This window comes from Streptomyces sodiiphilus (assembly GCF_039529215.1).
GTDB lineage: Bacteria > Actinomycetota > Actinomycetes > Streptomycetales > Streptomycetaceae > Streptomyces > Streptomyces sodiiphilus.
In genome coordinates this window covers 70,642-95,122 of record NZ_BAAAMJ010000008.1, presented here as the reverse complement: position 1 = coordinate 95,122, position 24,481 = coordinate 70,642, and the positions used below count along the sequence as shown (strand labels likewise).

26 protein-coding genes are annotated in these 24,481 nt (G+C 71.2%); 21 read left to right on the top strand and 5 right to left on the bottom strand.

What is annotated here, in order from left to right; all coding sequences use genetic code 11:
- Position 1: 1 nt before the first annotated feature.
- The 14 genes from prmC (at position 2) to ABD299_RS03695 (ending at position 12,148) form a co-directional block, all read left to right on the top strand.
- Complete coding sequence (gene prmC, locus ABD299_RS03760) at positions 2–874, top strand: peptide chain release factor N(5)-glutamine methyltransferase (RefSeq protein WP_344258818.1); 873 nt, start codon at positions 2–4, stop codon at positions 872–874.
- Positions 875–899: 25 nt separating this feature from the next.
- A complete protein-coding gene (locus ABD299_RS03755; protein ID WP_344258816.1) occupies positions 900–1,547 on the top strand; it encodes an L-threonylcarbamoyladenylate synthase in 648 nt (215 codons plus the stop codon).
- A gap of 20 nt (positions 1,548–1,567) precedes the next feature.
- Positions 1,568–2,203, top strand: a complete 636-nt coding sequence (locus tag ABD299_RS03750; RefSeq protein WP_425581251.1) for an arsenate reductase/protein-tyrosine-phosphatase family protein — start codon at positions 1,568–1,570, stop codon at positions 2,201–2,203.
- Between the two features lie 113 nt (positions 2,204–2,316).
- Positions 2,317–3,600 (top strand): MraY family glycosyltransferase, encoded by a 1,284-nt coding sequence (locus ABD299_RS03745; RefSeq protein WP_344258814.1) that lies wholly within the window; start codon positions 2,317–2,319, stop codon positions 3,598–3,600.
- Positions 3,601–3,804: 204 nt separating this feature from the next.
- A complete protein-coding gene (locus ABD299_RS03740; protein WP_344258813.1) occupies positions 3,805–4,266 on the top strand; it encodes a Cg1360 family ATP-synthase-associated protein in 462 nt (153 codons plus the stop codon).
- Positions 4,267–4,552: 286 nt separating this feature from the next.
- Entirely contained in the window at positions 4,553–5,347 is a 795-nt protein-coding gene (gene atpB, locus ABD299_RS03735; protein WP_344259014.1) for a F0F1 ATP synthase subunit A, read from the top strand.
- A gap of 78 nt (positions 5,348–5,425) precedes the next feature.
- Complete coding sequence (gene atpE, locus ABD299_RS03730) at positions 5,426–5,650, top strand: ATP synthase F0 subunit C (protein WP_344258812.1); 225 nt, start codon at positions 5,426–5,428, stop codon at positions 5,648–5,650.
- Positions 5,651–5,700: 50 nt separating this feature from the next.
- Entirely contained in the window at positions 5,701–6,237 is a 537-nt protein-coding gene (locus ABD299_RS03725; protein ID WP_344258811.1) for a F0F1 ATP synthase subunit B, read from the top strand.
- Positions 6,237–7,061: a F0F1 ATP synthase subunit delta gene (locus tag ABD299_RS03720; protein WP_344259012.1), complete on the top strand. Its 825-nt coding sequence runs from the start codon at positions 6,237–6,239 to the stop codon at positions 7,059–7,061. The genes ABD299_RS03725 and ABD299_RS03720 overlap by 1 nt, the downstream gene beginning before the upstream one ends.
- A gap of 142 nt (positions 7,062–7,203) precedes the next feature.
- Positions 7,204–8,775, top strand: coding sequence for a F0F1 ATP synthase subunit alpha (gene atpA / locus ABD299_RS03715; protein WP_344258810.1), 1,572 nt, complete (start codon positions 7,204–7,206; stop codon positions 8,773–8,775).
- Positions 8,776–8,778: 3 nt separating this feature from the next.
- Positions 8,779–9,708: a F0F1 ATP synthase subunit gamma gene (locus ABD299_RS03710; protein ID WP_344258809.1), complete on the top strand. Its 930-nt coding sequence runs from the start codon at positions 8,779–8,781 to the stop codon at positions 9,706–9,708.
- 2 nt (positions 9,709–9,710) lie between these two features.
- Positions 9,711–11,165 (top strand): F0F1 ATP synthase subunit beta, encoded by a 1,455-nt coding sequence (gene atpD, locus ABD299_RS03705; RefSeq protein WP_344258808.1) that lies wholly within the window; start codon positions 9,711–9,713, stop codon positions 11,163–11,165.
- A gap of 108 nt (positions 11,166–11,273) precedes the next feature.
- Entirely contained in the window at positions 11,274–11,657 is a 384-nt protein-coding gene (locus ABD299_RS03700; RefSeq protein ID WP_344258807.1) for a F0F1 ATP synthase subunit epsilon, read from the top strand.
- Between the two features lie 44 nt (positions 11,658–11,701).
- Positions 11,702–12,148, top strand: coding sequence for a DUF2550 domain-containing protein (locus ABD299_RS03695; protein WP_344258806.1), 447 nt, complete (start codon positions 11,702–11,704; stop codon positions 12,146–12,148).
- 102 nt (positions 12,149–12,250) lie between these two features.
- Here the strand turns inward: ABD299_RS03695 and ABD299_RS03690 are convergent, their stop codons facing one another.
- A complete protein-coding gene (locus ABD299_RS03690; RefSeq protein ID WP_486388904.1) occupies positions 12,251–14,098 on the bottom strand; it encodes a glycosyl hydrolase family 18 protein in 1,848 nt (615 codons plus the stop codon).
- 292 nt (positions 14,099–14,390) lie between these two features.
- Between ABD299_RS03690 and ABD299_RS03685 the strand changes: the two genes are divergently transcribed.
- Positions 14,391–14,579, top strand: a complete 189-nt coding sequence (locus ABD299_RS03685) for a hypothetical protein (RefSeq protein ID WP_344258805.1) — start codon at positions 14,391–14,393, stop codon at positions 14,577–14,579.
- A 466-nt stretch (positions 14,580–15,045) separates the two neighbouring features.
- Here the strand turns inward: ABD299_RS03685 and ABD299_RS03680 are convergent, their stop codons facing one another.
- Both ABD299_RS03680 and ABD299_RS03675 read right to left on the bottom strand, forming a co-directional pair.
- Complete coding sequence (locus ABD299_RS03680; RefSeq protein ID WP_344258803.1) at positions 15,046–15,696, bottom strand: response regulator; 651 nt, start codon at positions 15,694–15,696, stop codon at positions 15,046–15,048.
- The gene (locus ABD299_RS03675) at positions 15,693–16,895 is read right to left on the bottom strand and encodes a sensor histidine kinase (protein WP_344258802.1); all 1,203 of its coding nucleotides are present in this window, start codon (positions 16,893–16,895) and stop codon (positions 15,693–15,695) included. The genes ABD299_RS03680 and ABD299_RS03675 overlap by 4 nt, the downstream gene beginning before the upstream one ends.
- A gap of 114 nt (positions 16,896–17,009) precedes the next feature.
- Here ABD299_RS03675 and ABD299_RS03670 point away from each other — a divergent pair, with 114 nt between their 5' ends.
- On the top strand, positions 17,010–17,789 hold the full coding sequence (locus ABD299_RS03670; protein WP_344258801.1) for an E3 ubiquitin ligase family protein: 780 nt from the start codon (positions 17,010–17,012) through the stop codon (positions 17,787–17,789).
- A gap of 135 nt (positions 17,790–17,924) precedes the next feature.
- Positions 17,925–18,509: a hypothetical protein gene (locus ABD299_RS03665; RefSeq protein ID WP_344258800.1), complete on the top strand. Its 585-nt coding sequence runs from the start codon at positions 17,925–17,927 to the stop codon at positions 18,507–18,509.
- Here the strand turns inward: ABD299_RS03665 and ABD299_RS03660 are convergent.
- Entirely contained in the window at positions 18,464–19,036 is a 573-nt protein-coding gene (locus tag ABD299_RS03660; RefSeq protein WP_344258799.1) for a cob(I)yrinic acid a,c-diamide adenosyltransferase, read from the bottom strand. The two genes, ABD299_RS03665 and ABD299_RS03660, sit on opposite strands and share 46 nt — an antisense overlap.
- 210 nt (positions 19,037–19,246) lie before the next feature.
- Here ABD299_RS03660 and ABD299_RS03655 point away from each other — a divergent pair, with 210 nt between their 5' ends.
- The 3 genes from ABD299_RS03655 (at position 19,247) to ABD299_RS03645 (ending at position 23,074) form a co-directional block, all read left to right on the top strand.
- Positions 19,247–20,095: a 3-hydroxyacyl-CoA dehydrogenase family protein gene (locus tag ABD299_RS03655; protein WP_344258798.1), complete on the top strand. Its 849-nt coding sequence runs from the start codon at positions 19,247–19,249 to the stop codon at positions 20,093–20,095.
- Between the two features lie 178 nt (positions 20,096–20,273).
- The gene (locus tag ABD299_RS03650; RefSeq protein ID WP_344258797.1) at positions 20,274–20,567 is read left to right on the top strand and encodes an STAS domain-containing protein; all 294 of its coding nucleotides are present in this window, start codon (positions 20,274–20,276) and stop codon (positions 20,565–20,567) included.
- Between the two features lie 137 nt (positions 20,568–20,704).
- The gene (locus ABD299_RS03645; RefSeq protein ID WP_344258796.1) at positions 20,705–23,074 is read left to right on the top strand and encodes a P-loop NTPase family protein; all 2,370 of its coding nucleotides are present in this window, start codon (positions 20,705–20,707) and stop codon (positions 23,072–23,074) included.
- Between the two features lie 64 nt (positions 23,075–23,138).
- Here ABD299_RS03645 and nucS read toward each other — a convergent pair whose 3' ends face one another.
- A complete protein-coding gene (gene nucS, locus ABD299_RS03640; RefSeq protein ID WP_344258795.1) occupies positions 23,139–23,810 on the bottom strand; it encodes an endonuclease NucS in 672 nt (223 codons plus the stop codon).
- 254 nt (positions 23,811–24,064) lie between these two features.
- On the opposite strand from nucS, the gene ABD299_RS03635 reads away from it, so the two are divergent.
- Positions 24,065–24,457, top strand: coding sequence for an SCO5389 family protein (locus tag ABD299_RS03635; RefSeq protein ID WP_344258793.1), 393 nt, complete (start codon positions 24,065–24,067; stop codon positions 24,455–24,457).
- Positions 24,458–24,481 lie beyond the last annotated feature (24 nt).

Below are 24,481 nucleotides of genomic sequence, written 5' to 3'. Positions count from 1 at the left end.
CGTGACACCGTCTTCCCGTCCCCTGCTGCTGGCCGAGGTGGCCCAGGCCACCCAGCGGCTGGCCGACGCCGGAGTGCCGTCCCCGCGCTTCGACGCCGAGGAGCTGGCGGCCTATGTGCACGGCACCGAGCGCTCCCGGCTGCACACCGTCCGCGACAGCGACTTCGACGCCCGCTACTGGGAGGCCGTCGCCCGGCGGGAGGCCCGCGAGCCGCTGCAGCACATCACCGGGCGGGCGTTCTTCCGCTACCTGGAACTCCAGGTGGGCCCGGGGGTGTTCGTCCCGCGCCCGGAGACCGAGTCCGTCGTCGGCTGGGCGATAGACGCGGTCCGCGCGATGGATGTCGCCGAGCCGCTCATCGTGGACCTGTGCACCGGCTCGGGGGCCATCGCGCTGGCCCTGGCCCAGGAGGTGCCCCGGTCCCGGGTGCACGGGGTCGAGCTGGACGAGCGGGCGCTGCGCTGGGCCCGCCGGAACGCCGGGACCATCGCCGAGGGCAGCAGGGTCACCCTGCACCACGGTGACGCCCTCACCGCCCTGCCGGAGCTGAGCGGCCAGGTCGACCTGGTGATCTCCAATCCTCCCTACATCCCGCTCGGCGAGTGGGAGCACGTGGCGCCGGAGGCCCGCGACCACGACCCGGAACTGGCACTGTTCTCCGGTGAGGACGGCCTGGACACCATCCGCGGCCTGGAGCGCACCGCGCACCGGCTGCTGCGGCCCGGCGGCATCGTGGTCGTGGAACACGCCGACACCCAGGGCGGCCAGGTGCCGTGGATCTTCACCGAGGACCGCGGCTGGGCCGACGCGGCCGACCACCCGGACCTGAACAACCGGCCCCGGTTCGCCACCGCCCGCAGGGTCACCCGATGACGCGGAACGAAGAGGAGCACCACTGATGGCACGGCGATACGACTGCACGGATGTGGTCGACCGCAAGCACGGCCTGCGGGAGGCCGCCTCCGCCGTGCGCCGCGGCGACCTCGTCGTGCTGCCCACCGACACCGTCTACGGGGTGGGCGCCGACGCCTTCAACGCCCGCGCGGTGGGGGATCTGCTGGAGGCCAAGGGCCGCGGGCGGGGGATGCCCTCGCCGGTCCTGGTGGGCTCGCCGAACACCCTGCACGGGCTGGTCACGGACTTCTCCGAGCAGGCCTGGGAGCTCGTCGACGCCTTCTGGCCCGGGGCCCTGACCCTGGTGGCCCGCCACCAGCCCTCGCTGACCTGGGACCTGGGGGAGACCCAGGGCACGGCGGCGGTCCGCATGCCGCTGCACCCGGTCGCGCTGGACCTGCTGAAGGACTTCGGTCCGATGGCCGTCTCCAGTGCCAACCTCACCGGCCACCCGGCCCCGCAGGACTGCGACGCCGCGCGGGAGATGCTCGGGGACGCCGTCTCGGTCTACCTGGACGGCGGCCCCACCCCCGACACGGTGCCGTCCACCATCGTGGATGTCACCGGGCGGGTTCCCAAGCTGCTGCGCGCCGGGGCCGTGAGCGAGGAGGAGCTCCGCAAGGTCGTACCCGACCTGGAGATCTCGCATTGACCGCGGCTGCGGAGAGCGGGATACCGGCGCCCGCGGTGTCCGGAACCCCGGGCCAGGTGTTCCGCATACTGCACGTCAGCACGGGGAACGTCTGCCGTTCGCCGATCACCGAGCGGCTCACCCGGCAGGCGGTGGCGGACCGGCTCGGGTCCACCGGCGGGCTCGTCGTGGAGAGCGCCGGCACCTGGGGGCACGAGGGGGCGCCCATGGAGGAGCACGCGGCGCGGGTACTGACCGAGTACGGCGCGGACCCGGAGGGTTTCCTGGGCCGGGAGCTGCTGGACGAGCACGTCATCCAGGCCGACCTGGTACTGACCGCCACCCGCGACCACCGGGCGCAGGTCATCTCCATGGGGCACTCGGCGGGTTTGCGGACGTTCACGCTCAAGGAGTTCACCCGGCTGGTGCGCGCCATCGACATGGCGACGCTGCCGGCCCCCACCTCGGCGGACGGGCTGGTCGAGCGCGCCCGGGCGCTGGCCAGGGCGGCGGCAGCGCTGCGCGGCTGGCTGCTGGCGCCCAGCCCGGAGGCTGACGAGGTGCAGGACCCCTACGGTGCTCCCTTCCCCTACTTCCGCAGCGTGGGCGAGGAGATCAACGCCGCCCTGGACCCGGTCGTCACGGCGCTGACCGGTGTGCCGGCGGGCAGGCGCTGAGCGCGGTGCCGGTGCGGGGGCCCGCGGTCCGGGCAGTGGCCGCGGGGGCGGAGCATCCCGCACGGTGTCCTAGTGTGTCTGCTCAAGACCGGTGACGAACCCCTGGGGAGCCCGTGCGTGAATACCTGCTGACGCTGTGCGTCGCCGCGGCCGTCACCTACCTGCTGACCGGGCCGGTGCGGAAGTTCGCCATCGTGGCCGGGGCGGTCCCCGAGATCAGGGCGCGGGACGTGCACCGGGAGCCGACGCCGCGGCTGGGCGGCATCGCGATGTTCGGCGGGCTGTGCGCGGGGCTGCTGGTGGCCTCGCAGCTGACCAACACCGGGGATGTCTTCCGGCTGTCGGACGAGCCGCGGGCGCTGCTGGCCGGTGCGGGGCTGATCTGGCTGATCGGTGTCCTGGACGACAAGTGGGGCATGGACGCCCTGGTCAAGCTGGGCTGCCAGATGATCGCGGCGGGCGTCATGGTGCTGCAGGGGCTGACGATCCTGTGGCTGCCGGTGCCCACGGTGGGGGTGGTGGCGCTCACGCCCCTGCAGGGCACGCTGCTGACCGTGGCGATCGTGGTCATCACGATCAACGCGGTGAACTTCGTCGACGGCCTGGACGGGCTGGCCGCGGGCATGGTGTGCATCGCGGCCGCGGCGTTCTTCCTGTACGCCTACCGGGTGTGGTACGGCTACGGCATCGAGGCGGCCGCCCCGGCGACGCTGTTCGCGGCCGTACTCATGGGCATGTGCCTGGGGTTCCTGCCGCACAACATGCATCCGGCGCGGATCTTCATGGGCGACTCCGGCTCGATGCTGCTGGGCCTGGTGCTGGCGGCGGGCGCGGTGTCGATCACCGGGCAGGTGGACCCGGACGCCATGCGGCTGTTCACCGGTTCGGTGCGGGCCACCGTGCACGAGATGGTGCCTGTCTATCTCCCGCTGATCCTGCCGCTGACGATCATCGCGGTGCCGTTCGCCGATCTGGTGCTGGCCATTGTCCGGCGCACCTGGAACGGGCATTCCCCGTTCCACGCCGACCGCGGGCATCTGCATCACCGGCTGCTGGAGATCGGTCACTCACACAGCCGCGCGGTGCTGATCATGTACTTCTGGTCGGCGCTGATCGCCTTCGGCGCGGTCGCGCTGTCGGTGCGCCGGGACGGCTACCTGGTGGTGCCGGCGATCGTGCTGCTGAGCGCGATCGGGCTGGTGGTGCTGTTGCTGCCGCGTTTCACGCCGCGGGTCCCGGGGTGGGCGGAGCGGCTGGTACCGCCGCGCTACCGGCGTTCCCGGCGGCGGCGTCCGGCCGCGGACTCCTCCGCGGTGCCGCCCGGCCTGAACGGGGCGACGGCGGTGGGGGAGCGGCAGCGCTTCACCTTGCGAAGGAAGATCGACAGCCGGTCATAGGCCGGAGGTATTCCCCCGTCAGGACGTACCCAGCGGGTGTGAGTTCCTCCACACGGGGTGGGTAAAGACCTCATCAAATAGTTTGTGATAGCGTTCACGAGTCTCGAGCCGCGCATGTCGGGCCGGGACGACTCGTCAACGAGGCCGTACACGAGGACCGTCAACGAGGACACTGTTCCCCACGCCTGCCGGAGATCATCTTCCATGCAGTCCAATGACGCCCGGATAATTCGCGGCGCCGCGATTCCCACTGCCGTGGTCGGCGTGATCGTCACCGCGGCCGGGGCGGTCGTGGCGGGCGCGGACGGGGCGCTGGGCGCCGCTCTCGGCTCCCTGGTGGCCGCCGCGTTCTTCGGCGTGGGGCTGGTCGCGCTCGGTCATGTCGGACACCGCTGGCCGGAGCTGTTCTTCGGCGCCGCCTTCCTGATCTACACCACCCAGGTGGTCCTGCTGGTCATCGCGATGGCCCTGCTGCGGGACGCCACCTTCCTCAACGGCCGGGCGTTCGCCGCCGGCGTGCTGGCCTGCCTCTTCGCCTGGCTGACCGGACAGGTCGTGGCCCATGTGCGGCTGAAGGCGCCCTACGTCGATCCCACCCCTTCCAGTGGCCCCGAGGGGCCCGGCTCCGGCGGCCCCGGAGGGCCCGGGCAGGACGGCCGGGCATGACTGCCGGCGGGCCGTGTGCCCCCCGCGGTGGGGGCGGGATAAAGAGCTTCGCGGAAGGCTGCTACAGTCCGTCGCCGAGAGCCCGGCGAACACCGGTACGCGTGCTGTGCGGGACAGTCGCGTTCACTGATCCGGCTTCGACGGTGCCGCCCGGCCTGCGTGCCGGCCGGCTCCTCTCCCGCCACACTCCGTCCAGTGCCGACCCGTGGCATGCCGCCACGCCGACACATCGAGGTTGCCGTATCCATGCGTCACGCCGAAGGAGCTCACGGTGATTAGCGACCAGATGCTCGCCTTCGAGACCGACTGCCATCTGTTCCAGGACTGCGGCTTTCCCGCGCCCTCGGTGTGGTCGTTCATCTTCGAGCCGATGTTCACCGTCGGTCCGGTCGAGGTCAACAAGGCCATGGTGCTGGCCTTCATCAGCACCGCCCTCGTCGTGGGCTTCTTCTGGAAGGCGTTCGCGCGTCCGAAGGTGGTTCCCGGCAAGTTCCAGCTGCTGGCCGAGGTGCTCTACGACTTCGTGCGCCGCGGCATCGGGCGCGAGGTGATCGGAAAGAAGGCGGAGCCCTTCGTTCCGCTGCTGGTCTCGCTGTTCTTCTTCATCTGGATCATGAACATCTGGGCGGTCATCCCGATGGCCCAGCTGCCGGCGACGTCGATCATCGCCTACCCGGCCGCGCTGGCCCTGGTGGTCTGGGTCACGTACATGACCGTGACCTTCAAGACCAACGGGTTCGTGGGCGGCATCCGCAACCTGTGCGTCCCCGGCGGGCTGCCCAAGGGCATCTACGTCATCCTGACGCCGATCGAGTTCGTCTCGAACATCTTCGTGCGGCCGTTCACGCTCGCGGTCCGTCTCTTCGCGAACATGTTCGCGGGTCACCTGCTGATCCTGACCTTCATCATCGGCACCTGGTACACCCTGGGCACCGTGGTCGGCGCGTTCTACTCGGTCACCTCGCTGATCATGACGCTGCTGATCACCGTCTTCGAACTCTTCATCCAGGCGCTCCAGGCGTACGTCTTCACCGTGCTGACCGCCACCTACCTCGCCCAGGCGCTCGAGGAAGCTCACTGAGCCTCCGGAGCAGCCCGGCCCTCCAGACGTCCGGTGGACAGAACACCACCGGCCAACCAAGAGAAGGAACCAACTGACATGGACGTCCTCGCCGCCATCGAAGGCAACATCGGCACCGTCGGCTACGGCCTCGCCGCCATCGGCCCCGGTATCGGTATCGGCATCATCTTCGGTAACGGTGTCCAGGCCATCGCCCGTCAGCCCGAGGCCGCCGGCCTCATCCGGCAGAACATGCTGCTCGGCTTCGCCGTCGTCGAGGCCCTCGCGCTGATCGGTTTCATCGTTCCGTTCATCTTCAGCTGACCGGACCGAGGCCATAACTGTCCGAGGCCATTACTGACGAAAGGTCCACCATGATGTACCTGGCCGCCGAAGAGCCGCAGAGCCCTGTTCTGCCGGTGTGGCCCGAGGTCGTCATCGGCCTGATCTGCTTCGGCATCATCTTCGCTGTCTTCTACAAGTTCCTCGTCCCGCGCATCAACCAGGCGCTGGAGGAGCGGCGGGAAGCCATCGAAGGCGGCATGGAGAGGGCCGAGGCCACCCAGGCCGAGGCTCGCCAGACCCTGGAGGAGTACCGCGCCCAGCTGGCCGACGCCCGGCACGAGGCCGCGCGGCTGCGCCAGGAGGCACAGGAGCAGGGTGCCGCACTCATCGCCGAGATGCGTGAGGAAGGCCAGCGGCAGCGCGAGGAGATCCTCGCCGCCGGCCACGCCCAGCTCGCCGCCGACCGCAAGCAGGCCGCGGAGGTGCTCCGGCAGGACATCGGCAAGCTCGCCACCGAACTGGCCGGCAAGCTCGTCGGTGAGTCCCTGGAGGACCACGCCCGGCAGAGCCGCACCATCGACCGGTTCCTCGACGAGCTCGAGGAGAAGGCCGAGGCCGCCCGATGATGATGGGAGCCAGCCGCGAGGCGCTGGCTGCCGCGCGGGAGCGGCTGGACGCACTGGTGGACAACACCGGTGTGGACGTCGCCGCACTCGCCGGTGAGCTGGCCTCCGTCACCGCGCTGCTGGACCGCGAGGTCTCGCTGCGCAGGGTGCTCACCGACCCGGCCCAGGCCGGGGAGGCCAAGGCCGGACTGGCCGGACGGCTGCTGACCGGCCAGGTCGGCGGGGAGTGCGTCGATCTGGTGTCCGGCATGGTCCGTTCGCGGTGGTCCGCGTCGCGCGACCTGGTGGACGCCGTCGAGCAGCTGGCGGACACCACCGACCTGGTCGCCGCGGAGCGCCAGGGCACCCTGGACTCCGTCGAGGACGAGCTGTTCCGGTTCGGCCGGATCGTCGCGACCTCGCCGGAGCTGCGCGGAGCCCTGGGCGCGAAGGACGACAGCCCGGCCGCCAAGGCCGCGAGGAGCGAACTGGTGCACCGGCTGCTCGGCGGCCGTGCCCAGGACGTCACCGAGCGCCTGGTGGTCAGGCTCGTGGAAAATCCGCGAGGCCGTAGCCTGGAAGCGGGACTCGAAGCGCTGTCCGCGCTCGCCGCGGAGCGGCGGGGCCGCTCGGTGGCGATGGTCACCTCGGCGGTACCGCTCACCGACGCGCAGCGGCAGCGCCTGGGCGACGTGCTGGCCAGGCTGTACGGCCGTCCCGTCCAGCTCAACCTCGACGTGGACCCCACGGTCCTCGGCGGGATCTCCGTCCGGATCGGCGACGAGGTCATCAACGGCACCGTCTCCGACCGCCTCGACGAGGTGGTCCGGCGGATGGCGGGCTGACGGCGCACACCGCCCCACCAACTCAACAAGCAGTATTCAGCGGCCCGAGTTGGGCCGTACGAGCTGCGGATCCCCGGGGGGACGCCCCCCGGGCCCAGCCGGGAAACACTTACGGTCCCAACTAGGAGAGCAGGGAACCCAGATGGCGGAGCTCACGATCCGGCCGGATGAGATCCGGGACGCGCTGGAGAATTTCGTCCAGTCGTACACGCCGGACGCCGCCTCGCGCGAAGAGGTCGGCACGGTATCGCAGGCCATGGACGGCATCGCGAAGGTCGAGGGTCTTCCCTCGGCCATGGCGAACGAACTGCTGAAGTTCGAGGACGGCACCCTCGGCCTCGCCCTCAACCTCGAGGAGCGCGAGATCGGTGCCGTCGTCCTCGGTGAGTTCAGCGGCATCGAGGAGGGCCAGCCGGTGCGCCGCACCGGCGAGGTGCTCTCCGTCGGCGTCGGCGAGGGCTACCTCGGCCGGGTCGTCGACCCGCTGGGCAACCCGATCGACGGCCTCGGCGAGATCGGCACCACCGAGCGTCGCGCGCTGGAGCTGCAGGCTCCCACGGTCATGCAGCGCAAGTCGGTGCACGAGCCGATGGAGACCGGCTACAAGGCCGTCGACACCATGACCCCGGTCGGCCGCGGTCAGCGCCAGCTGATCATCGGCGACCGGCAGACCGGCAAGACCGCGCTGGCCGTCGACACGATCATCAACCAGCGCGACAACTGGCGCACCGGCGACCCCAGCCGCCAGGTCCGCTGCATCTACGTCGCGGTCGGCCAGAAGGGCTCCACCATCGCCTCCGTGCGCGGTGCGCTGGAGGAGGCCGGTGCCCTGGAGTACACGACCATCGTGGCCGCCCCGGCCTCGGACCCGGCCGGCTTCAAGTACCTGGCCCCCTACACCGGCTCGGCCATCGGCCAGCACTGGATGTACCAGGGCAAGCACGTCCTGATCGTCTTCGACGACCTGTCGAAGCAGGCCGACGCCTACCGCGCGGTCTCCCTGCTGCTGCGCCGCCCGCCGGGCCGCGAGGCCTACCCGGGCGACGTCTTCTACCTGCACTCCCGGCTGCTGGAGCGCTGCGCCAAGCTCTCCGACGAGATGGGGGCCGGCTCGATGACCGGTCTGCCGATCGTCGAGACCAAGGCGAACGACGTCTCGGCGTTCATCCCGACCAACGTCATCTCCATCACCGACGGCCAGTGCTTCCTGGAGTCGGACCTGTTCAACGCGGGCCAGCGGCCGGCGCTGAACGTCGGTATCTCCGTCTCCCGGGTCGGTGGCTCCGCGCAGCACAAGGCGATGAAGCAGATCACCGGCTCGCTGCGCGTGGACCTCGCCCAGTTCCGCGAGCTGGAGGCGTTCGCCGCCTTCGGTTCCGACCTGGACGCGGCCTCCAAGGCGGCCCTGGAGCGCGGCAAGCGCATGGTGGAGCTGCTCAAGCAGGAGCAGTACAACCCCTTCCCGACCGAGAACCAGGTCGTCTCCGTCTGGGCCGGTACCAACGGCATGATGGACGACATCCCGGTCGAGGACATCCGCCGCTTCGAGAAGGAGCTGCTGGACTACCTCGGCCGCGAGTACCGGGACCTGATGACCGGCATCCGTGAGGGCGGCAAGATGTCCGACGACACGCTGCAGGCCGTGGCCGGCGCGGTCAACAAGTTCAAGCAGCAGTTCGAGACCGCGGACGGCAAGCTGCTGGGCGAGGGCTGATCCATGGGCGCTCAGCTTCGCGTATACAAGCGCCGGATCAAATCCATCACGGCCACCAAGAAGATCACCAAGGCGATGGAGATGATCGCCGCCTCGCGCATCGTCAAGGCGCAGCGCCAGGTGGCGGCCTCCACTCCGTACGCCGAGCAGCTCACCGAAGCGGTGGGCGCGGTGGCCTACAGCTCGGACATCAAGCACCCGCTGACCACCGAGTCCGAGCACCCGGTGCGGGCCGCGCTGCTGCTCATCACGAGCGACCGCGGTCTGGCCGGCGGCTACTCCAGCAACGCCATCAAGGCCGCGGAGGAGGCGACCGCCCGGCTCATCAGTGAGGGCAAGGAGGTCAAGTCCTTCGTGGTGGGCCGCAAGGGCGCCTCGTACTACTCCTTCCGGGAGCGCCCGGTGGAGGAGTCGTGGACCGGCTTCACCGACAGCCCGACCTACGAGGACGCCAAGCGCGTGGCGGCACCGCTCATCGCCGCCATGGAGAAGGACACCGCCCACGGCGGCGTGGACGAGCTGCACATCGTCTTCACCGAGTTCGTCTCGATGATGACGCAGACCGCGGTGGACCGGCGGATGCTGCCGATGACCTTCGGGAAGTCGGCCGAGGACTCCGCGGCCGTCTTCACCAAGGGCGCCCAGCTGCTGCCGCTGTACGACTTCGAGCCGGGGGCCGAGCAGGTCCTCGACGCCCTGCTCCCGCGGTACGTGGAGAGCCGGATCTACAACGCCCTGCTGCAGTCGGCCGCTTCCGAGCACGCCGCCCGCCGCCGGGCGATGAAGTCGGCCACGGACAACGCGGAAGACCTCATCAAGTCGCTCACGCGGCTTGCCAACGCGGCCCGCCAGGCCGACATCACCCAGGAAATCAGCGAGATCGTCGGTGGCGCGAGCGCCCTGGCCGACGCGAGCGCGGGGAGTGACCGATAACAATGACTGCTTCTGTTGAGACGGCCCCACAGACGGGCACCTCGACGGGTCGCGTCGCGCGGGTCATCGGCCCGGTCGTGGACGTGGAGTTCCCCGTCGACTCGATGCCGGAGATCTACAACGCGCTGACCGTCGAGGTCGTGGACCCCTCCACCGAGGGTGCCACCAAGACCCTGACCCTGGAGGTCGCACAGCACCTGGGCGAGGGCCTGGTGCGCGCCATCTCCATGGAGCCCACCGACGGCCTGGTGCGCCAGGCCCAGGTGACCAACACCGGCAACGGCATCACCGTGCCGGTCGGTGACGTCACCAAGGGCCGGGTGTTCAACACCCTGGGCCGCATCCTGAACGAGCCCGAGGCCGAGGCCGAGGTCACCGAGCGCTGGCCGATCCACCGCAAGGCCCCCGCCTTCGACCAGCTCGAGTCCAAGACCGAGATGTTCGAGACCGGCCTGAAGGTCGTCGACCTGCTGACCCCGTACGTCAAGGGCGGCAAGATCGGTCTGTTCGGTGGCGCGGGCGTCGGCAAGACCGTCCTCATCCAGGAAATGATCATGCGTGTGGCCAAGCTGCACGAGGGCGTTTCCGTGTTCGCCGGCGTCGGCGAGCGCACCCGTGAGGGCAACGACCTGATCGAGGAGATGGCCGAGTCCGGGGTGCTTCCCCAGACCGCGCTGGTCTTCGGCCAGATGGACGAGCCGCCGGGCACCCGTCTGCGGGTGGCGCTGGCCGGTCTGACCATGGCGGAGTACTTCCGCGATGTGCAGAAGCAGGACGTGCTGTTCTTCATCGACAACATCTTCCGCTTCACCCAGGCCGGCTCCGAGGTGTCCACCCTGCTGGGCCGCATGCCCTCCGCGGTGGGCTACCAGCCGAACCTGGCGGACGAGATGGGTGTGCTCCAGGAGCGCATCACCTCGACCCGTGGTCACTCGATCACCTCCATGCAGGCGATCTACGTGCCCGCGGACGACCTGACCGACCCGGCCCCGGCGACCACCTTCGCCCACCTGGACGCCACCACGGTGCTGTCGCGGCCGATCTCGGAGAAGGGCATCTACCCGGCGGTGGACCCGCTGGACTCCACCTCCCGGATCCTGGACCCGCGGTTCATCTCGCAGGCCCACTACGACTGCGCCTCCCGGGTCAAGGGGATCCTGCAGAAGTACAAGGACCTCCAGGACATCATCGCCATTCTGGGTATCGACGAGCTCGGCGAGGAGGACAAGCTCACCGTCCACCGCGCCCGCCGTATCGAGCGCTTCCTGTCGCAGAACACCCACGCGGCGAAGCAGTTCACCGGCATGGACGGCTCGGACGTCTCGCTGGACGAGTCCATCACCGCGTTCAACGCGATCGCGGACGGTGAGTTCGACCACTACCCCGAGCAGGCATTCTTCATGTGCGGTGGCCTGGACGACCTGAAGGCCAAGGCCAAGGAGCTGGGCGTCTCCTGACCCCGCTCCGGTGCGAGGGGGCGGGACGGCCGTCCCGCCCCCTCGCCCGCCCCACCACAGACTTTGATCAAGAACTTCACGACCAAGAACCAGTGATGAGGAGCCATCGTGGCTGAGCTGCACGTCGAGTTGGTCGCCGCGGACCGCCAGGTCTGGTCCGGCAAGGCCGGCCTGGTCGTCGCGCGCACCACGTCGGGCGACATCGGCATCATGCCCAACCACCAGCCGCTGCTCGGCGTGCTGGTCGAGGGCCCGGTGACCATCCGCACGACGGGTGAGAGCGGGGAAGGCACGGTCGTCGCAGCGGTGCACGGCGGCTTCATCTCGTACACGGACGGTAAGCTGACGCTCCTGGCGGAGGTCGCCGAGCTGGCCGAGGAGATCGACGTCGAGCGCGCGGAGCGGGCGCTGGAGGGCGCGAAGGGCGACGCGGACGCGGCCGCCGAACGACGCGCCGAAGTGCGACTGCGCGCCGCGGCGGCCGGACGCTGACACGGTGTAGTTGAAGGTCCACGAGAGCGAGGAGGTCGGTCGGCATGGTCCTCGCTCTGCTTGCCTGCGGTGCGGTGCTCGCACTGGTACTGCTGGGGCTGCTGGTCTTCGGGATGCGCCGGCGCATCATCCAGCGCTCCGGCGGCACCTTCGACTGCAGCGCCCGCTGGGAGCCTCCCCGGTCCGGGCAGTCGGCGGGCAAGGGATGGATCTACGGGGTCGCCCGGTACAACGGGGATCACATCGAGTGGTTCCGGGTGTTCTCCTATGCCCCACGGCCCCGGCTCACCCTGGAGCGTGACCGGATCCAGGTGCGCGAGCGCCGTCACCCGCAGGGCGACGAGGAGTTCGCGCTGCTGTCCGGCGCTCTGGTTCTCAACTGCCGGCACGACGGTCTCGATCTCGAACTGGCGATGAGTGAGGACGCCCTCACCGGCTTCCTGGCGTGGCTGGAGGCCGCGCCCCCCGGTCAGCGCGTCAACGTCGCCTGAGACCTGTCCTCGTCCTCGGCGCGGCCCTCGCTCGAAGCACATGGAGCAGCCGGGGAGAGGGGGGCCTCCCCTCTCCCCGGCTGCGGTCTGCCGGGCCGCGGGTTACCGCAGGCCGTTGTGGATGGCGGTCACGAGCTCGCCGCCCGTGGTGTCACCGCTGAACTCCCAGAAGAAGGCGCCGCCCAGACCCTGCTGCTTGGCGTAGGTCATCTTCCCGGCGACGGTCTGCGGGGTGTCGTAGCTCCACCACTGGTTGCCGCAGTGGGCGTAGGCGGTACCCGCGATGGTGCCGGTGGACGGGCAGCGGTTCTTGAGGATCTTGTAGTCCTCGATGCCCTGTTCGTAGGTGCCCGGGGCCGGTCCGGTGGCGGTGCCGCCGGGGGCGGACTGGGTGACGCCGGTCCAGCCGCGGCCGTAGAAGCCGATGCCCAGGGCCAGCTTCTCGGGCGGGACGCCGAGGGCAATGAGCTTCTGGATGGCGGCGTCGGAGTGGAAGCCGGCCTGCGGGATGCCGTTGTAGGCGTGCAGCGGGGAGTGCGGAGCGGTCGGCCCCTGCGCCGCCCAGGCGCCGAAGAAGTCGTAGGTCATGACCAGCAGGTAGTCGCTGTACTGGGCGCCCCTGGCGTAGTCGGCGGCGTCGATCTTCCCGCCCTCGGAGGCGTCGGCGGTGATGGCGGCGGTGACCAGCTGGTCGCCGAACTGGGTGCGGAAGGCGCGCATCATGTCGCCGAACACCTTCGGTCCGCTGTTGTCGCAGGTGTTGCCGCAGGCGTTGGGGTACTCCCAGTCCAGGTCGATGCCGTCGAAGACGCCGGCCCAGCGGGGGTCGTTGACCAGGTCGTAGCAGGACTTGGCGAACCGCTCGGGGTTCTGCATGGCCTGGCCGAAGCCGTCGGACCAGGTCCAGCCGCCGAACGACCACAGCACCTTGATGTGCGGGTGCTTCTCCTTGAGCTTCTTGAGCTGGTTGAAGTTGCCGCGCAGCGCGCCGGTGTCCCAGGAGTCGGCCGTGCCGTCCACGCTTTCCGCGGCGCTGTAGAAGCGGTCGGTGGCGGCGTAGGCGTCACCCATGGTGCACTCACCGCCCTGGACGTTGCCGAAGGCGTAGTTGATGTGGGTGATCTTCTCGGCGGAACCCGAGTCCACGATGTTCTTGACGTGGTAGTTGCGGTCGTAGACGCCCCACTCGGTGAAGTACCCGAGGTTGATGTGGTCCGCGCCCGGGCCTCCGCCGTCGCCGGGGGTGCGCACGGTCAGCGGGGAGCTTGCGGGGCCGGTGCGGTCCGCGGTGTCACGGGCGATCACCGTGTAGGTGTAGGAGGTGCCGGCGGACAGCCCGGTGTCGGTGTGGCCGGTCCGGGTGGTGGTGGCCACCACGGTGCCGTTGCGCAGCACGTCGTAGTTCTTGATGGCGGTCCCGCCGGTGGCGGGGGTCCAGCTCAGTTCGACCGAGGTGGCGGTGACCGATCCGGCCACCGGGGTGCCGGGGGCGCCGGGACCTTCCGGCTGGGGATCGGAACCGTCGCAGGAGGCTCCGTTGACGCGGCAGCCGGAGGGGCTGCCGGAGCCGGTGCCGTTGAAGCCGAAGCTGGCGCTCTGGCCGGGGGCGAGCGGGCCGGCCCAGGCGGGGTTGGTGGCCGTGTAGCGGTTGCCGTCCCGGGTGAGGCGGGCGTCCCAGGCGGTGCCGGCCGTGGTGCCCTCGGGGAAGGTCCATTCGACCGTCCAGCCGGGCAGCGGGGCGGAGCCGGTGTTGGTGATGGTCCACTGGCCGGTGAACCCGGTGCCCCAGTCGGAGACCTTGGTGTACGTGGCGGAGGCGGTCGCCGCCTGGGCGGGGCTCGCCAGGGCCACCATGGCGGTCAGGGGGAGGGCGAGCGCGGTGAGGACGGCGATCAGGGCGCGTCTGAGCCCTCGGGCTCTTCTGCGGTCCGGGCTGTGTTCAGGTCTCACGTGAGGCTCCTGGAGTGATCGGTGGGACAGGTGCGGCCGGACGGCCGATGGGGGGAGGCGCCGTTCCGGCCGTGCCGCGGTCGTGTCATGGCGCTGTCACCGCAACGTGCCGCGAGCGTAGAGAGGTCTGGACCATAGGTCAATAGGTCTGGACCAAAGTCCAGTTGGGTGGGGAAGCGACGGAGCGGACCGGCGACGCCGCGCGCCGTGGTGGCGCCCCCGAAGGCGGCGTAGGATCCGCCTTCCGGGCGCACGCGTGGGCCTCGCACCGCTGTGACCAGGGAGGGTGAGCATGGAACCGGAGCAGAGGGCCACCCCGTCGCCCGACGGGCGGGCCGCCGGGGAACGGGCCGCGGAGGAGCCGGAGGGCGGCGAGGCGGCGTGCCTGCTGCACCGGGTCTGCCCCGAGTGCGGACGCCTCGCAGACGACCCCCGTGCCCGCGAGTGCGCGCGATGCGGGAGAGGGCTGCCCCCGCACTGACATCACAGGCGGGCCGCCGCCCTCGGGCGGCGGCAGGCAGCCGGGAGAGGGCTCAGGCCCCCCTTGCGCCCTCCCCCGGCTGCGGCCCGGGGCCCCTGCCGCCGCAGTCCTCCGTGGATGGCGGTCATGAGTGCGCCGTCGGGAGTGTCACCGCTCCGCCCAGCGGCAGCGCCACGGCCGCCGCGAGGGCGACGACCGCGCGGCGGGTGCGGCGCGCGGCTCGTTCTCCGGTACTCAACGGCTGCTCCTCGAAGTCGATCCGGCCCGGGCCGGACAGGTGGGGGTGACCGCGTGCCGTGCTGCTGCTACGCGGTGGGAGGGGAGCCTAAGCAGGTCTGGACCAGCACGCAATGGGGTGCCGACCGCCTTCGGGCCCTCTTCGGGCAGCCTTAAGATCCGGTTAAGACCCGTCACCGGAAAGGGCCGGAAAGGACCGTGGCGGTCGGGAACGCGAGCCGGCGGCCCGTCAGATCTGCTGCTCGCGGGCGAGGATGGCCGCCTGCACCCGGCTGCGCAGCCCGAGCTTGTGCAGCACCCTGCTGACGTGGGACTTCACCGTGGCCTCGGCCATCCGCAGACTGCCGGCGATCTGGGCGTTGGACATTCCGCGCCCCAGCAGGCCCAGCACCTCCCGTTCCCGCGGGGTCAGTGAGGGCAGCGCCCGCACCGACGGGCCCGGCTCCGCGGGCGCAGGCTGCCGGCGGGCGAACTCGGTGAGGAGCCGCCGGGTCACCTCCGGCGCGATCAGTCCCTGCCCGCCCGCAACCGTGCGCACGGCGGAGACCAGGGTCTGCGCGTCGCTGTCTTTGAGCAGGAAGCCGGTGGCCCCGGCCCGCAGCGCCCCGAAGACGTAGGAGTCCAGATCGAAGGTGGTGAGCACCAGGACATCGGCCAGGCGCTCGGCGGTGATCCGCCCGGTGGCGGACACCCCGTCCAGGCGCGGCATCCGAAGGTCCATCAGCACCAGATCAGGACGCAGCTCACGGGCGAGCCGCACTGCTTCCTCGCCGTCCGCCGCCTCCGCCACCACCTCGATGTCCGGGGTGCTCCCCAGAATCAGGACCAGACCGGTACGCACCGCCGCCTGGTCCTCGGCGACGATCACCCGGATGCTCACGGCAGGTGGCCTCCCTCCCCGGATCTCCCGGCGTCCACGGGCAGTTCGGCCCGGACCCGCCAGCTGTCACCGGCCGTGGTCCGGCCGGCCTCGAAGGTACCGCCCAGGAGTTCCGCGCGCTCCCGCATGCCCGTCAGGCCGGCGCCCGAGCCCGGCGCCCGAGGCCCGTCACGGTCGCCGTACGGGCTGGTGACCGTGATGCTCAGGACGCCGTCGTCCAGCCTGATCCACACCACCACCTCCCCGGCAGCCGCGTGCTTGACCGCGTTGGTCAGGGATTCCTGCACGATCCGGTGGGCCGCGAGTTCGACCGGTGCGGGCAGGCGGGTGCCGGGGGCGCGTTCGTCGCGGGCGCCGAAACGCAGGCCGGACGCCGCACCGCCCCGTCGGGCCCGGTCCAGCAGAACCCCGAGACCGTCCGGCCCCGGAACGATCTCCACGCCGTCCCCGGCGTCCGGATCCCGCAGAATGCCGATCAGCCGGCGCATCTCCGCCAGGCCCTGCGTGCTGTTCTCCCGGATCACCACCAACGACTCCCGGGCGGCCGGCCACTGGTCCAGCGACAGGGCGGCCGTGGAGTGCACTGCTATGGCGGAGAGATGATTGGCCACCACGTCGTGCAGTTCCCTCGCCATCCGGGCCCGCTCCCCGGCCACCGCCTGGACCCGGTCCATCTCGGCCAGCAGTGCCGTCTGCTCGGAGCGCAGCCGCTCGGCGAGGGCGGCGTTGCGGTGGTCGCGCACGACCACGCCGGTCCAGGCGGGCGCGACGGTGAGAGAGGCAGTAATCACCCCCGCGACCAGCGCGTCCGGGTGCGGGCGGACGGCCAGCACGGCGATCGTCACCGCCACCGAGAACACCACGGACAGGGGCAGCAGGGCCCTGGACCACCGCCGGGGGCCGTAGAGCACCGCCGCGTAGACCAGGTCGGAGAACAGCACCAGCACGACCAGGAGCGGGCCCGTGAACAGATCGGCGGCCACCGCGGCGGCGGCCAGCAGGAGTGCCCAGGGCTGCGCCGTCCGGCGCAACGCGGCGGCCGCGCACATCGCCAGCAGGGGAATCAGCGCCGGACCCGCGGCGTGCTCGGGCAGCGGCCCGACGACGGAGAACCCCAGTGCGATGCTCAGGACACCGGCGGCCAGACCGACGCCGGCGATCAGCAGGTCATGGCGGTGCGGGCGGGGCAGCGACGGCATGACTCCATCTCAGCACGGCCCGACGGCCCGGGTCCTCGGCCGGGTCGCTCCGGTAGAGTCCCGCCAGCCGGTCCGGCGGAGCGACGGACCGAAAGGCACAACAGGGGGATACCCATGATGGTGATCGGGGCGATAGCGCTGGTGGCGGCGGCGGTCTGTGCCGTGCTGGCACATCGGGCGCAGGGCAGGGTCAGGGCCATGACGACAGCCGAGACGCTCCCGGTGGGAGAACTGAGAGAACTGCACCGGGCGGCGGCCGACGCGGCGGGGGAGGGCAACTTCCGGTACCGCTGCGAAGTGGTCGGAGTGGCACAGGCGTCCGGCTCCGGGGAACTCACCGCGGAGCTGTCGGGCACCGCCTGCGTGTGGCACCGGCACACGGTCACCCACAAGTACTGGGAGACCACCACCGACAGCGAGGGCAACCGCAAGCGCCAGGAGCGCAGCTCGGTCGTCTCCCAGCACATCAGCGGATCGCCGTTCGCCGTCCGGGACGACACCGGGGAGATCACCGTCGACCCGGCCAAGAACCGCGTGGACGGCGCGGAGAAGGTGCTGGACCGCTTCGAGCGCGGCGGCCGCACCGGCGCCGAGCTCCGCATCGGCTCCCTGTCGGTGCCGCTGACCTCCGGAGGCGGCGACACCATCGGCTACCAGCACGAGGAGTGGGTGCTCCCGGCCGGCCGCAGGCTGTACGTGCTCGGCGAGGTCAGTGACGCGGGCGGCAGCCTCGTCATCGGCGAGCCGGAGGACGGCGGGCACTTCATCGTGTCCACCCGCAGCGAGGAGGAACTGGTGCGCTCCGGGCTGCGGCAGAGCACCGGCTTGCGGGTGGCGGCGGCGTGCTGCGCGGGCCTGGGCGTCGTTCTTCTGGTCCTCGGCCTGCTGGGCTGAACCACGCCCGGGTCACCGGACGGCGCAGCCGGACCGGCGGGCGACTGCGACGAAAGATGCAGAACCGTATCCTCACCGGCGACGACGCGCCGGGCGGCACGACCGGGCAGGCTGAGCGGGACGGAAGGAGCCCGCATGATCGTCGCCCTCGTCGTAGCCGCCGAGATCGCGTTCTGGATGGTGCTCGCCGCCGGGCTGGCCGTGCGCTACCTGCTGCGCAGGCCCGGGGCCGGCGCGGTGCTGCTGTTGTGCGTGCCGCTCGTGGACCTGTTCCTGCTGGCCGCGACGGCGATCGACCTGCGGGCCGGGGCCCAGCCCTCGGCCGCGCACGGGCTGGCCGCCCTCTACCTCGGGTTCTCCGTCGGTTACGGCCACTACCTGATCCGGTGGGCGGACGGCCACGCCGCCCACCGCCTGGGCGGCGGGCCCCGGCCGGTCCCGCCGCCCCGCTACGGCGTGGCCAGGGCCCGGCACGAGACGGTGATGTGGCTGCGGACCTTGGTGGCGGTCGTTCTGGCCTGGGCGGTGCTGGAGATCATGATCCAGGTCATCGCGGACCCGGTCCGCACCGAGGCGCTGGGGGAGTGGCAGGGGCGCGGATGGGCGGTGGCCGGTGTCCACGCCGTCATCGCCCTCACCTACTGGGTGTGGCCCAAGCGGACGCCCCGGGAGCCTCAGCGGTTCTCGCCGGGCACCCAGAGCACGTCGCCCACCTCCTGATTGGCCGTGCGGGCCAGGATGAACAGCAGGTCCGACAACCGGTTGAGATAGGTGGCGGTGAGCTGGTTCATGGACTCCTCGTGCTCGGCCAGCGCGGCCCAGGTGGAGCGCTCGGCGCGCCGGACCACCGTGCAGGCCTGGTGCAGCAGCGCCGCGGCCGGGGTGCCGCCCGGCAGGATGAAGCTGCGCAGCTTCTCCAGGTCCGCGAGGAAGCGGTCGCAGTCCGCCTCCAGCTTGTCGATGTAGCCCTGCTCGACGCGCAGCGGCGGGTGCTCCGGGTCCGGCACGACCGGGGTGGCCAGGTCGGCGCCGACATCGAACAGGTCGTTCTGCACCCGGACCAGCACGGCACGCACCTCCTCCGGCAGTTCGCCGAGCGCGAGTGCCACCCCGATCACGGCGTTGGCCTCGTTGACGTCCGCGTAGGCCCCGATCCGCAGATCCGTCTTGTGGGTACGGCTCATGTCGCCGAGCGCTGTCGTGCCCTGGTCGCCGGTGCGGGTGTAGATCCGAGTGAGGTTCACCATGGGGCGAGAGTAGCGCCGGGACCCGGACGGGCCACCCGCCGCCCCGCCGCCCGCCGGCCCCGTGGGCGCCGCCGGAGGGGCGAACTGCCCCGCGTGGCATGTGATGTCCAGCATATGAGACGTGACGCGCATCTCTTCTCCCCCCACCGGCGACTCACGGCGACTAGGGTCCAGCTGAGAGGCACCAACCGCAGCGAAGGGGTTATGGACGTGGCCAGGAAGCTCGCCGTCATCGGGGCCGGACTCATGGGGTCCGGCATCGCACAGGTGTCCGCACAGGCGGGCTGGGACGTGGTGCTGCGCGACGTCACCGATGAGGCGCTGGCCCGGGGAAGGGCCGGCATCGAGGCCTCTTACGAGAAGTTCGTCGCCAAGGGCAAGCTGGACGCGGCGGATGCCCAGGCGGCGCTCGCCCGGATCACGACCACCACCGATCTGGACGCGGCGGGCGACGCCGACGTGGTCGTCGAGGCGGTGTTCGAGAAGATCGAGATCAAGCAGGAGATCTTCCGGACCCTCGACGGACTGGTGAAGGACAGCACAGTGCTGGCCTCCAACACCTCCGCCATTCCCATCACCAAGATCGCGGCGGCCACCGGACGGCCCGAGCGTGTGGTGGGCACACACTTCTTCTCGCCGGTCCCGATGATGGGCCTGTGCGAGCTGGTGCGCGGGCACAAGACGAGCGACGAGACCCTGGCCGCCGCCCGGGAGTTCGCCGAGAGCACCGGCAAGACCTGCATCGTCGTCAACCGGGACGTCGCCGGCTTCGTCACCACCAGGCTGATCTCCGCGCTGGTGGTCGAGGCCGCCAAACTGTACGAGTCCGGGGTCGCCACGGCCGAGGACATCGACGTCGCCTGCAAGCTGGGCTTCGGACACGCCATGGGGCCGCTCGCCACGGCCGACCTCACCGGCGTGGACATCCTGCTGCACGCAACCGAGAACATCTACACGGAGTCCCAGGACGAGAAGTTCGCCCCGCCGGAGCTGATGCGCCGGATGGTGGACGCCGGCGACCTCGGGCGCAAGAGCGGCCAGGGCTTCTACAGCTACTGACCACTCCCTTCGCGGCCGTCCGTGCCCGGCCGGGCCCGGCCCCGGTCCGCCTCACCCGCTTGGGTGGTTTGGACACCGGCTCGGGTACGGACGGAAACCGCGTGACCACCGGAGCGGTCGTTTCCGGTAACACTCGAAAGACACAGGACCCAGCAGGCAGCACATCCGGGGAGCACACATGCACATCAAGGGCGACCACACCGAGCTGGTCGTCGGAGGACGCCTGGACGTGCGCAGTGCCGCCGACGCCCGGACCGCCCTGCACCTTGCCCTGGACTCCGGCGAGGGGGACCTGGTGCTGGATCTGGCGCAGCTGGACTCCTGGGACGCGACCGGCCTGGGGGTCATCATGGGAGCGCACCGCCGGGCGGGACGCTGCGGCCGGCGCCTGGTGCTGCGGGCCGTACCGCCGCAGATGCAGCGGCTGCTGGTGGCCACCCGGCTGCACAGGATTCTTACGATCGCGTCATGACCCCTCGTGGTCCGCGAAAAGCCCTCTACGATGCCGGGGCGGCCCGGTGACAGGCGCCGGCCGGCCGCAGTGGTAGCAACGAGAGCGTTGACATGGCCAGCGGCGTCGTCCGCCCCGCACCAGAGGGACTGTGACCAATGGAGAACCACCCGGCACCCCACGGCGACAAGCCCGCAAGGCAGCAGCAGGCCGGGGGCGGACCGGGGCGCATCGTGGAGATCGTCGCCGGTGACTTCCTGCTGACGGTCAACCCGGTGGACGGCAGCGAGATCGAGTCCTGCCCTCCCGGCCGGCGCCCGATATCACCGCGCCGCCGGCCGGCACCGGACGGCGGCGGCGCGGGACTGCCGGGCGCCGCGAGCCGTCCGCTGCTGGAGCGCGAGGAGGAGCGGGAGCGGCTGACCCGGCTGCTGACCAGGGGCAGGTCGGTGCGGCTGACCGGTGCCCGCGGCACCGGCCGCACCTCGTTGCTGGCGGCGGTGGCCGCGGACTGCGCCGACCTGGCCCCGGACGGAGTCATCAGCCTGAGCGGCCACCGGCGCAACGCCGACGATCTGCTCCAGGAGCTGTACGCCGCGGTCCACCAGTCGCTGAAGTACCGTCCCGGCCCCACCGAACTGCGCGCCGCACTGCGGGAAATCGGCGCGGTGGTGATCCTGGACGACCTGGAGTTCGGAGGCCAGGCCCTCCAGCGGCTGCTGACCGCCACCCCCGAGTGCGCCTACCTCATGGCGGCCACTCCCGAGGTGCCCGCGCCGTCCGGTGAGCCGCACATCGAGGAAGTGGCACTCTCCGGGCTGAGCCGGACAGCATGCCTGGAAATGCTCGAAACCACCGCCGGGCGGCCGCTGACCGGTGAGGAGACCGACTGGGCGGCGGACCTGTGGTTCGAGTCCGAAGGGCTTCCGCTGCGGTTCCTGCAGGCCGGTGCGGTGCTCCGGGCCGGTGGCGGCACCGACCGGGACCCGATCGGCACGCTGGCCGGAGGACTGGACGACGGCGCGCGGGAAGCACTCCGGATCGCCGTGGCCCTCGGTGGCGAACTGCCGGGCCGGGCACGGCTGTCGGAGCTGATCGGGGAGGCCGGAGCCGACGGCGTCCAGGACCGTCTCCTCGACTGCGGGCTGGTCACCTCGGCCGGCGGCCGTCACCGGCTGGCATCCGGGGTGACCGAGCGACTCACCGAGGCCGGCTACGACCGCGACGCCGCCGACCGGGCGCTCACCGCTGCCCAGCACTACACCTGGTGGCTGTCCGAGCCCGCCGCAAGCCCTTGGGAAGTGGCCGGCGAGGGAGAGGCGCTGGTGGCGGTCGTCACGGCCGCCCAGCGCGCCGGTCACGCGGCCGCGGTCACCGCCCTGGCCCGCACCGCCGCCCCGCTGCTGGCGGCCTCGCTGCGCTGGGGAGTGTGGGAGCGGGTGCTGCGCAGCGGCCAGGAGTCCGCCCGCACGGTCGGCGAGGTGGCCCAGCAGGCCTACTTCCACCACGAGCTCGGCGTGCTCGCCGTCTGCCAGGGGCAACTGGACCGGGCGCGGGCCGAACTGGAGGCGTCGATCGCCCTGCGCGGCGTGCTCGCGGACACCGGTGGAGCGGTCGCCGGAAGGCGGGCGCTGGCGCTGGTGGACGACCTGACCGCACCGCGCGCCCTGCCCGCCGCCCCGTCCTCGGCCGCCGGCGGGCCGCTCGCGCTGACCAAGGGCCCGGCCGTTCCCCCGGCCTCCGTGCCGGACACCGCCGAGCAGGTCTTCGGACCGTTCGGGGCGACCGGTGCGGACGGCGGGGACAGCGGGCACGCCGCGGACCGCGACGCGGGCACCGAGGCCGTCACCGAGGTCATTCCGCGACAGGCGCCGCCCACCGCTCCGACGGTGCACGAACAGCCGGCCGGGGTGCGCCGGATGGCAGTGGCCGGTGCCCGCCGCAACGCGGTGGCCGCCGGAGCCGGAGTGCTGCTGGCGGCCGTGCTCGGCACGGTGGTCACGCTCGGCATGACCTCCGGCGAGGGCGATGTGGCCGACGACGAGCGGCCCACCGGCCCCACGCTCGGCGAGCCGGACAGCGGGCCCAGCCACGAACCGGCCGCTCCCACCGAGGACGAGACGGAGGAGGAGCCTCCCCAGGAGGACCCGGTCGTCGAGGACCCGGTGCCGACGGAGGAGGAGACCTCCGAGGAGCCCGTGACTCCTTCGGAAAGCTCCGAGCCGACGTCCACCCGGGACCCCGCAGAGAGCACGGACGGCGGCCGGACCGGCGGCTCCCCGGGAGGACCCAGCACAAGTCCCACGACCACTCCGCCGAATCCCGGTGACGACGAGGAGGACCCTGGTCCGACCGAGGACCCCGAGGACCCCACGGGGGGGAGCAACGGCGGCGAGGACGACGAAGGAGGCTCGGACAGCCCACCGAGCAGCTCGGCGACCGCAGAGCCGTCGCCCACCGCCACCACGGGGGGCACCATCAGCCCCGGGCCGTCCACCCCCGAGGGCCCGCAGACCGTCACCATCTGAGCACCGCGAGGGCGTGAGGAGGCCGGGCAGCCGCCCCGGTCTCCTCACGACCGGGCGCCGGGCGTCAGAACAGGCGGAGCTTGTCGTCGTCGATGCCGCGCAGCGCGTCGTAGTCCAGCACCACGCAGTCGATGCCCCGGTCGGTGGCCAGCACGCGGGCCTGCGGCTTGATCTCCTGGGCGGCGAAGACGCCGCGGACCGGGGCGAGGTGCGGGTCGCGGTTGAGGAGTTCGAGGTAGCGGGTCAGCTGCTCCACGCCGTCGATCTCACCGCGCCGCTTGATCTCGATGGCGACCGTGACACCCCCCGCGTCCCGCCCCAGGATGTCCACCGGGCCGATGGCGGTGGGGAATTCCCGCCGGATCAGTGTCCATCCCTCGCCGAGGGTTTCCATGCGGTCGGCCAGCAGTTCCTGGAGGTGGGCCTCCACGCCGTCCTTGATGAGACCGGGGTCCACGCCCAGTTCGTGGGAGGAGTCGTGAAGGACTTCCTCCATGGTGATGATCAGTTTCTCGCCCGCCTTGTTCTGGACGGTCCACACGCCCGAGCCGTCCCCGTTGTCCTCCTTGAGCGTGCAGGGCGGAGACATCCAGTTGAGGGGCTTGTACGCCCGGTCGTCGGCGTGGATGGAGACCGAGCCGTCGGCCTTCACCAGGATCAGACGCGGTGCCGCGGGGAGGTGAGCGGTGAGGCGGCCGGCGTAGTCGACGGAGCAGCGGGCGATGACGAGACGCATGGTCGGTCACGCTACTGGACGACCGGCCGGGAGTGCCACGTCACCTCGGGCGTGACCGATTCCGGAAGAATCACTGTTCGGGGATGGCCAGTTATGTGCCCGTTCCACTGACATTGCGGTGCCGGGCGGCTTACGGTGGGGAGCGGGGACTGTCGCCGTACGCGGTCGTCCGGTTACCCGGGCCTGCCCGGCTGCGCGCTTCCCCGAAGCCATCCGCCCGACCCCTGACCTCGGGGGTCCGAGAGGAGAACTCCATGTCGCTCGACGTCTCACCGGTGCTGCTCGAGCAGGCTGAGCGGGGCGAGGTCGATGAAGCGGCTTTCGTCGACTGCGTTCGTGAGTCCCTGCCCTATGCCTGGGGCATGATCAGCTCCCTGGCCGCACAGCTCAAGGTGGACGGCGGTGAGTTCGCCGACAACACCACTCCGCCGCCGGACGAGCAGGCCCGTGGCCAGCTGCTGCGTGCTCTCGCCAGCGACGCGATACGAGGTGCCCTGGAACGGCACTTCGGCGTGCGGCTGGCCTTCCAGAACTGCCATCGGGTTGCGGTCTTCCCGCTGGACGCGGCGGTCGACGACCGCCTCGCCCGCTTCCGCTCCATCCGGGGGCAGCTCCTCAACCAGTCCCCGGAGCTGCGTGACTGCTGATCACTGACCTTCCCCGGCCGGTCC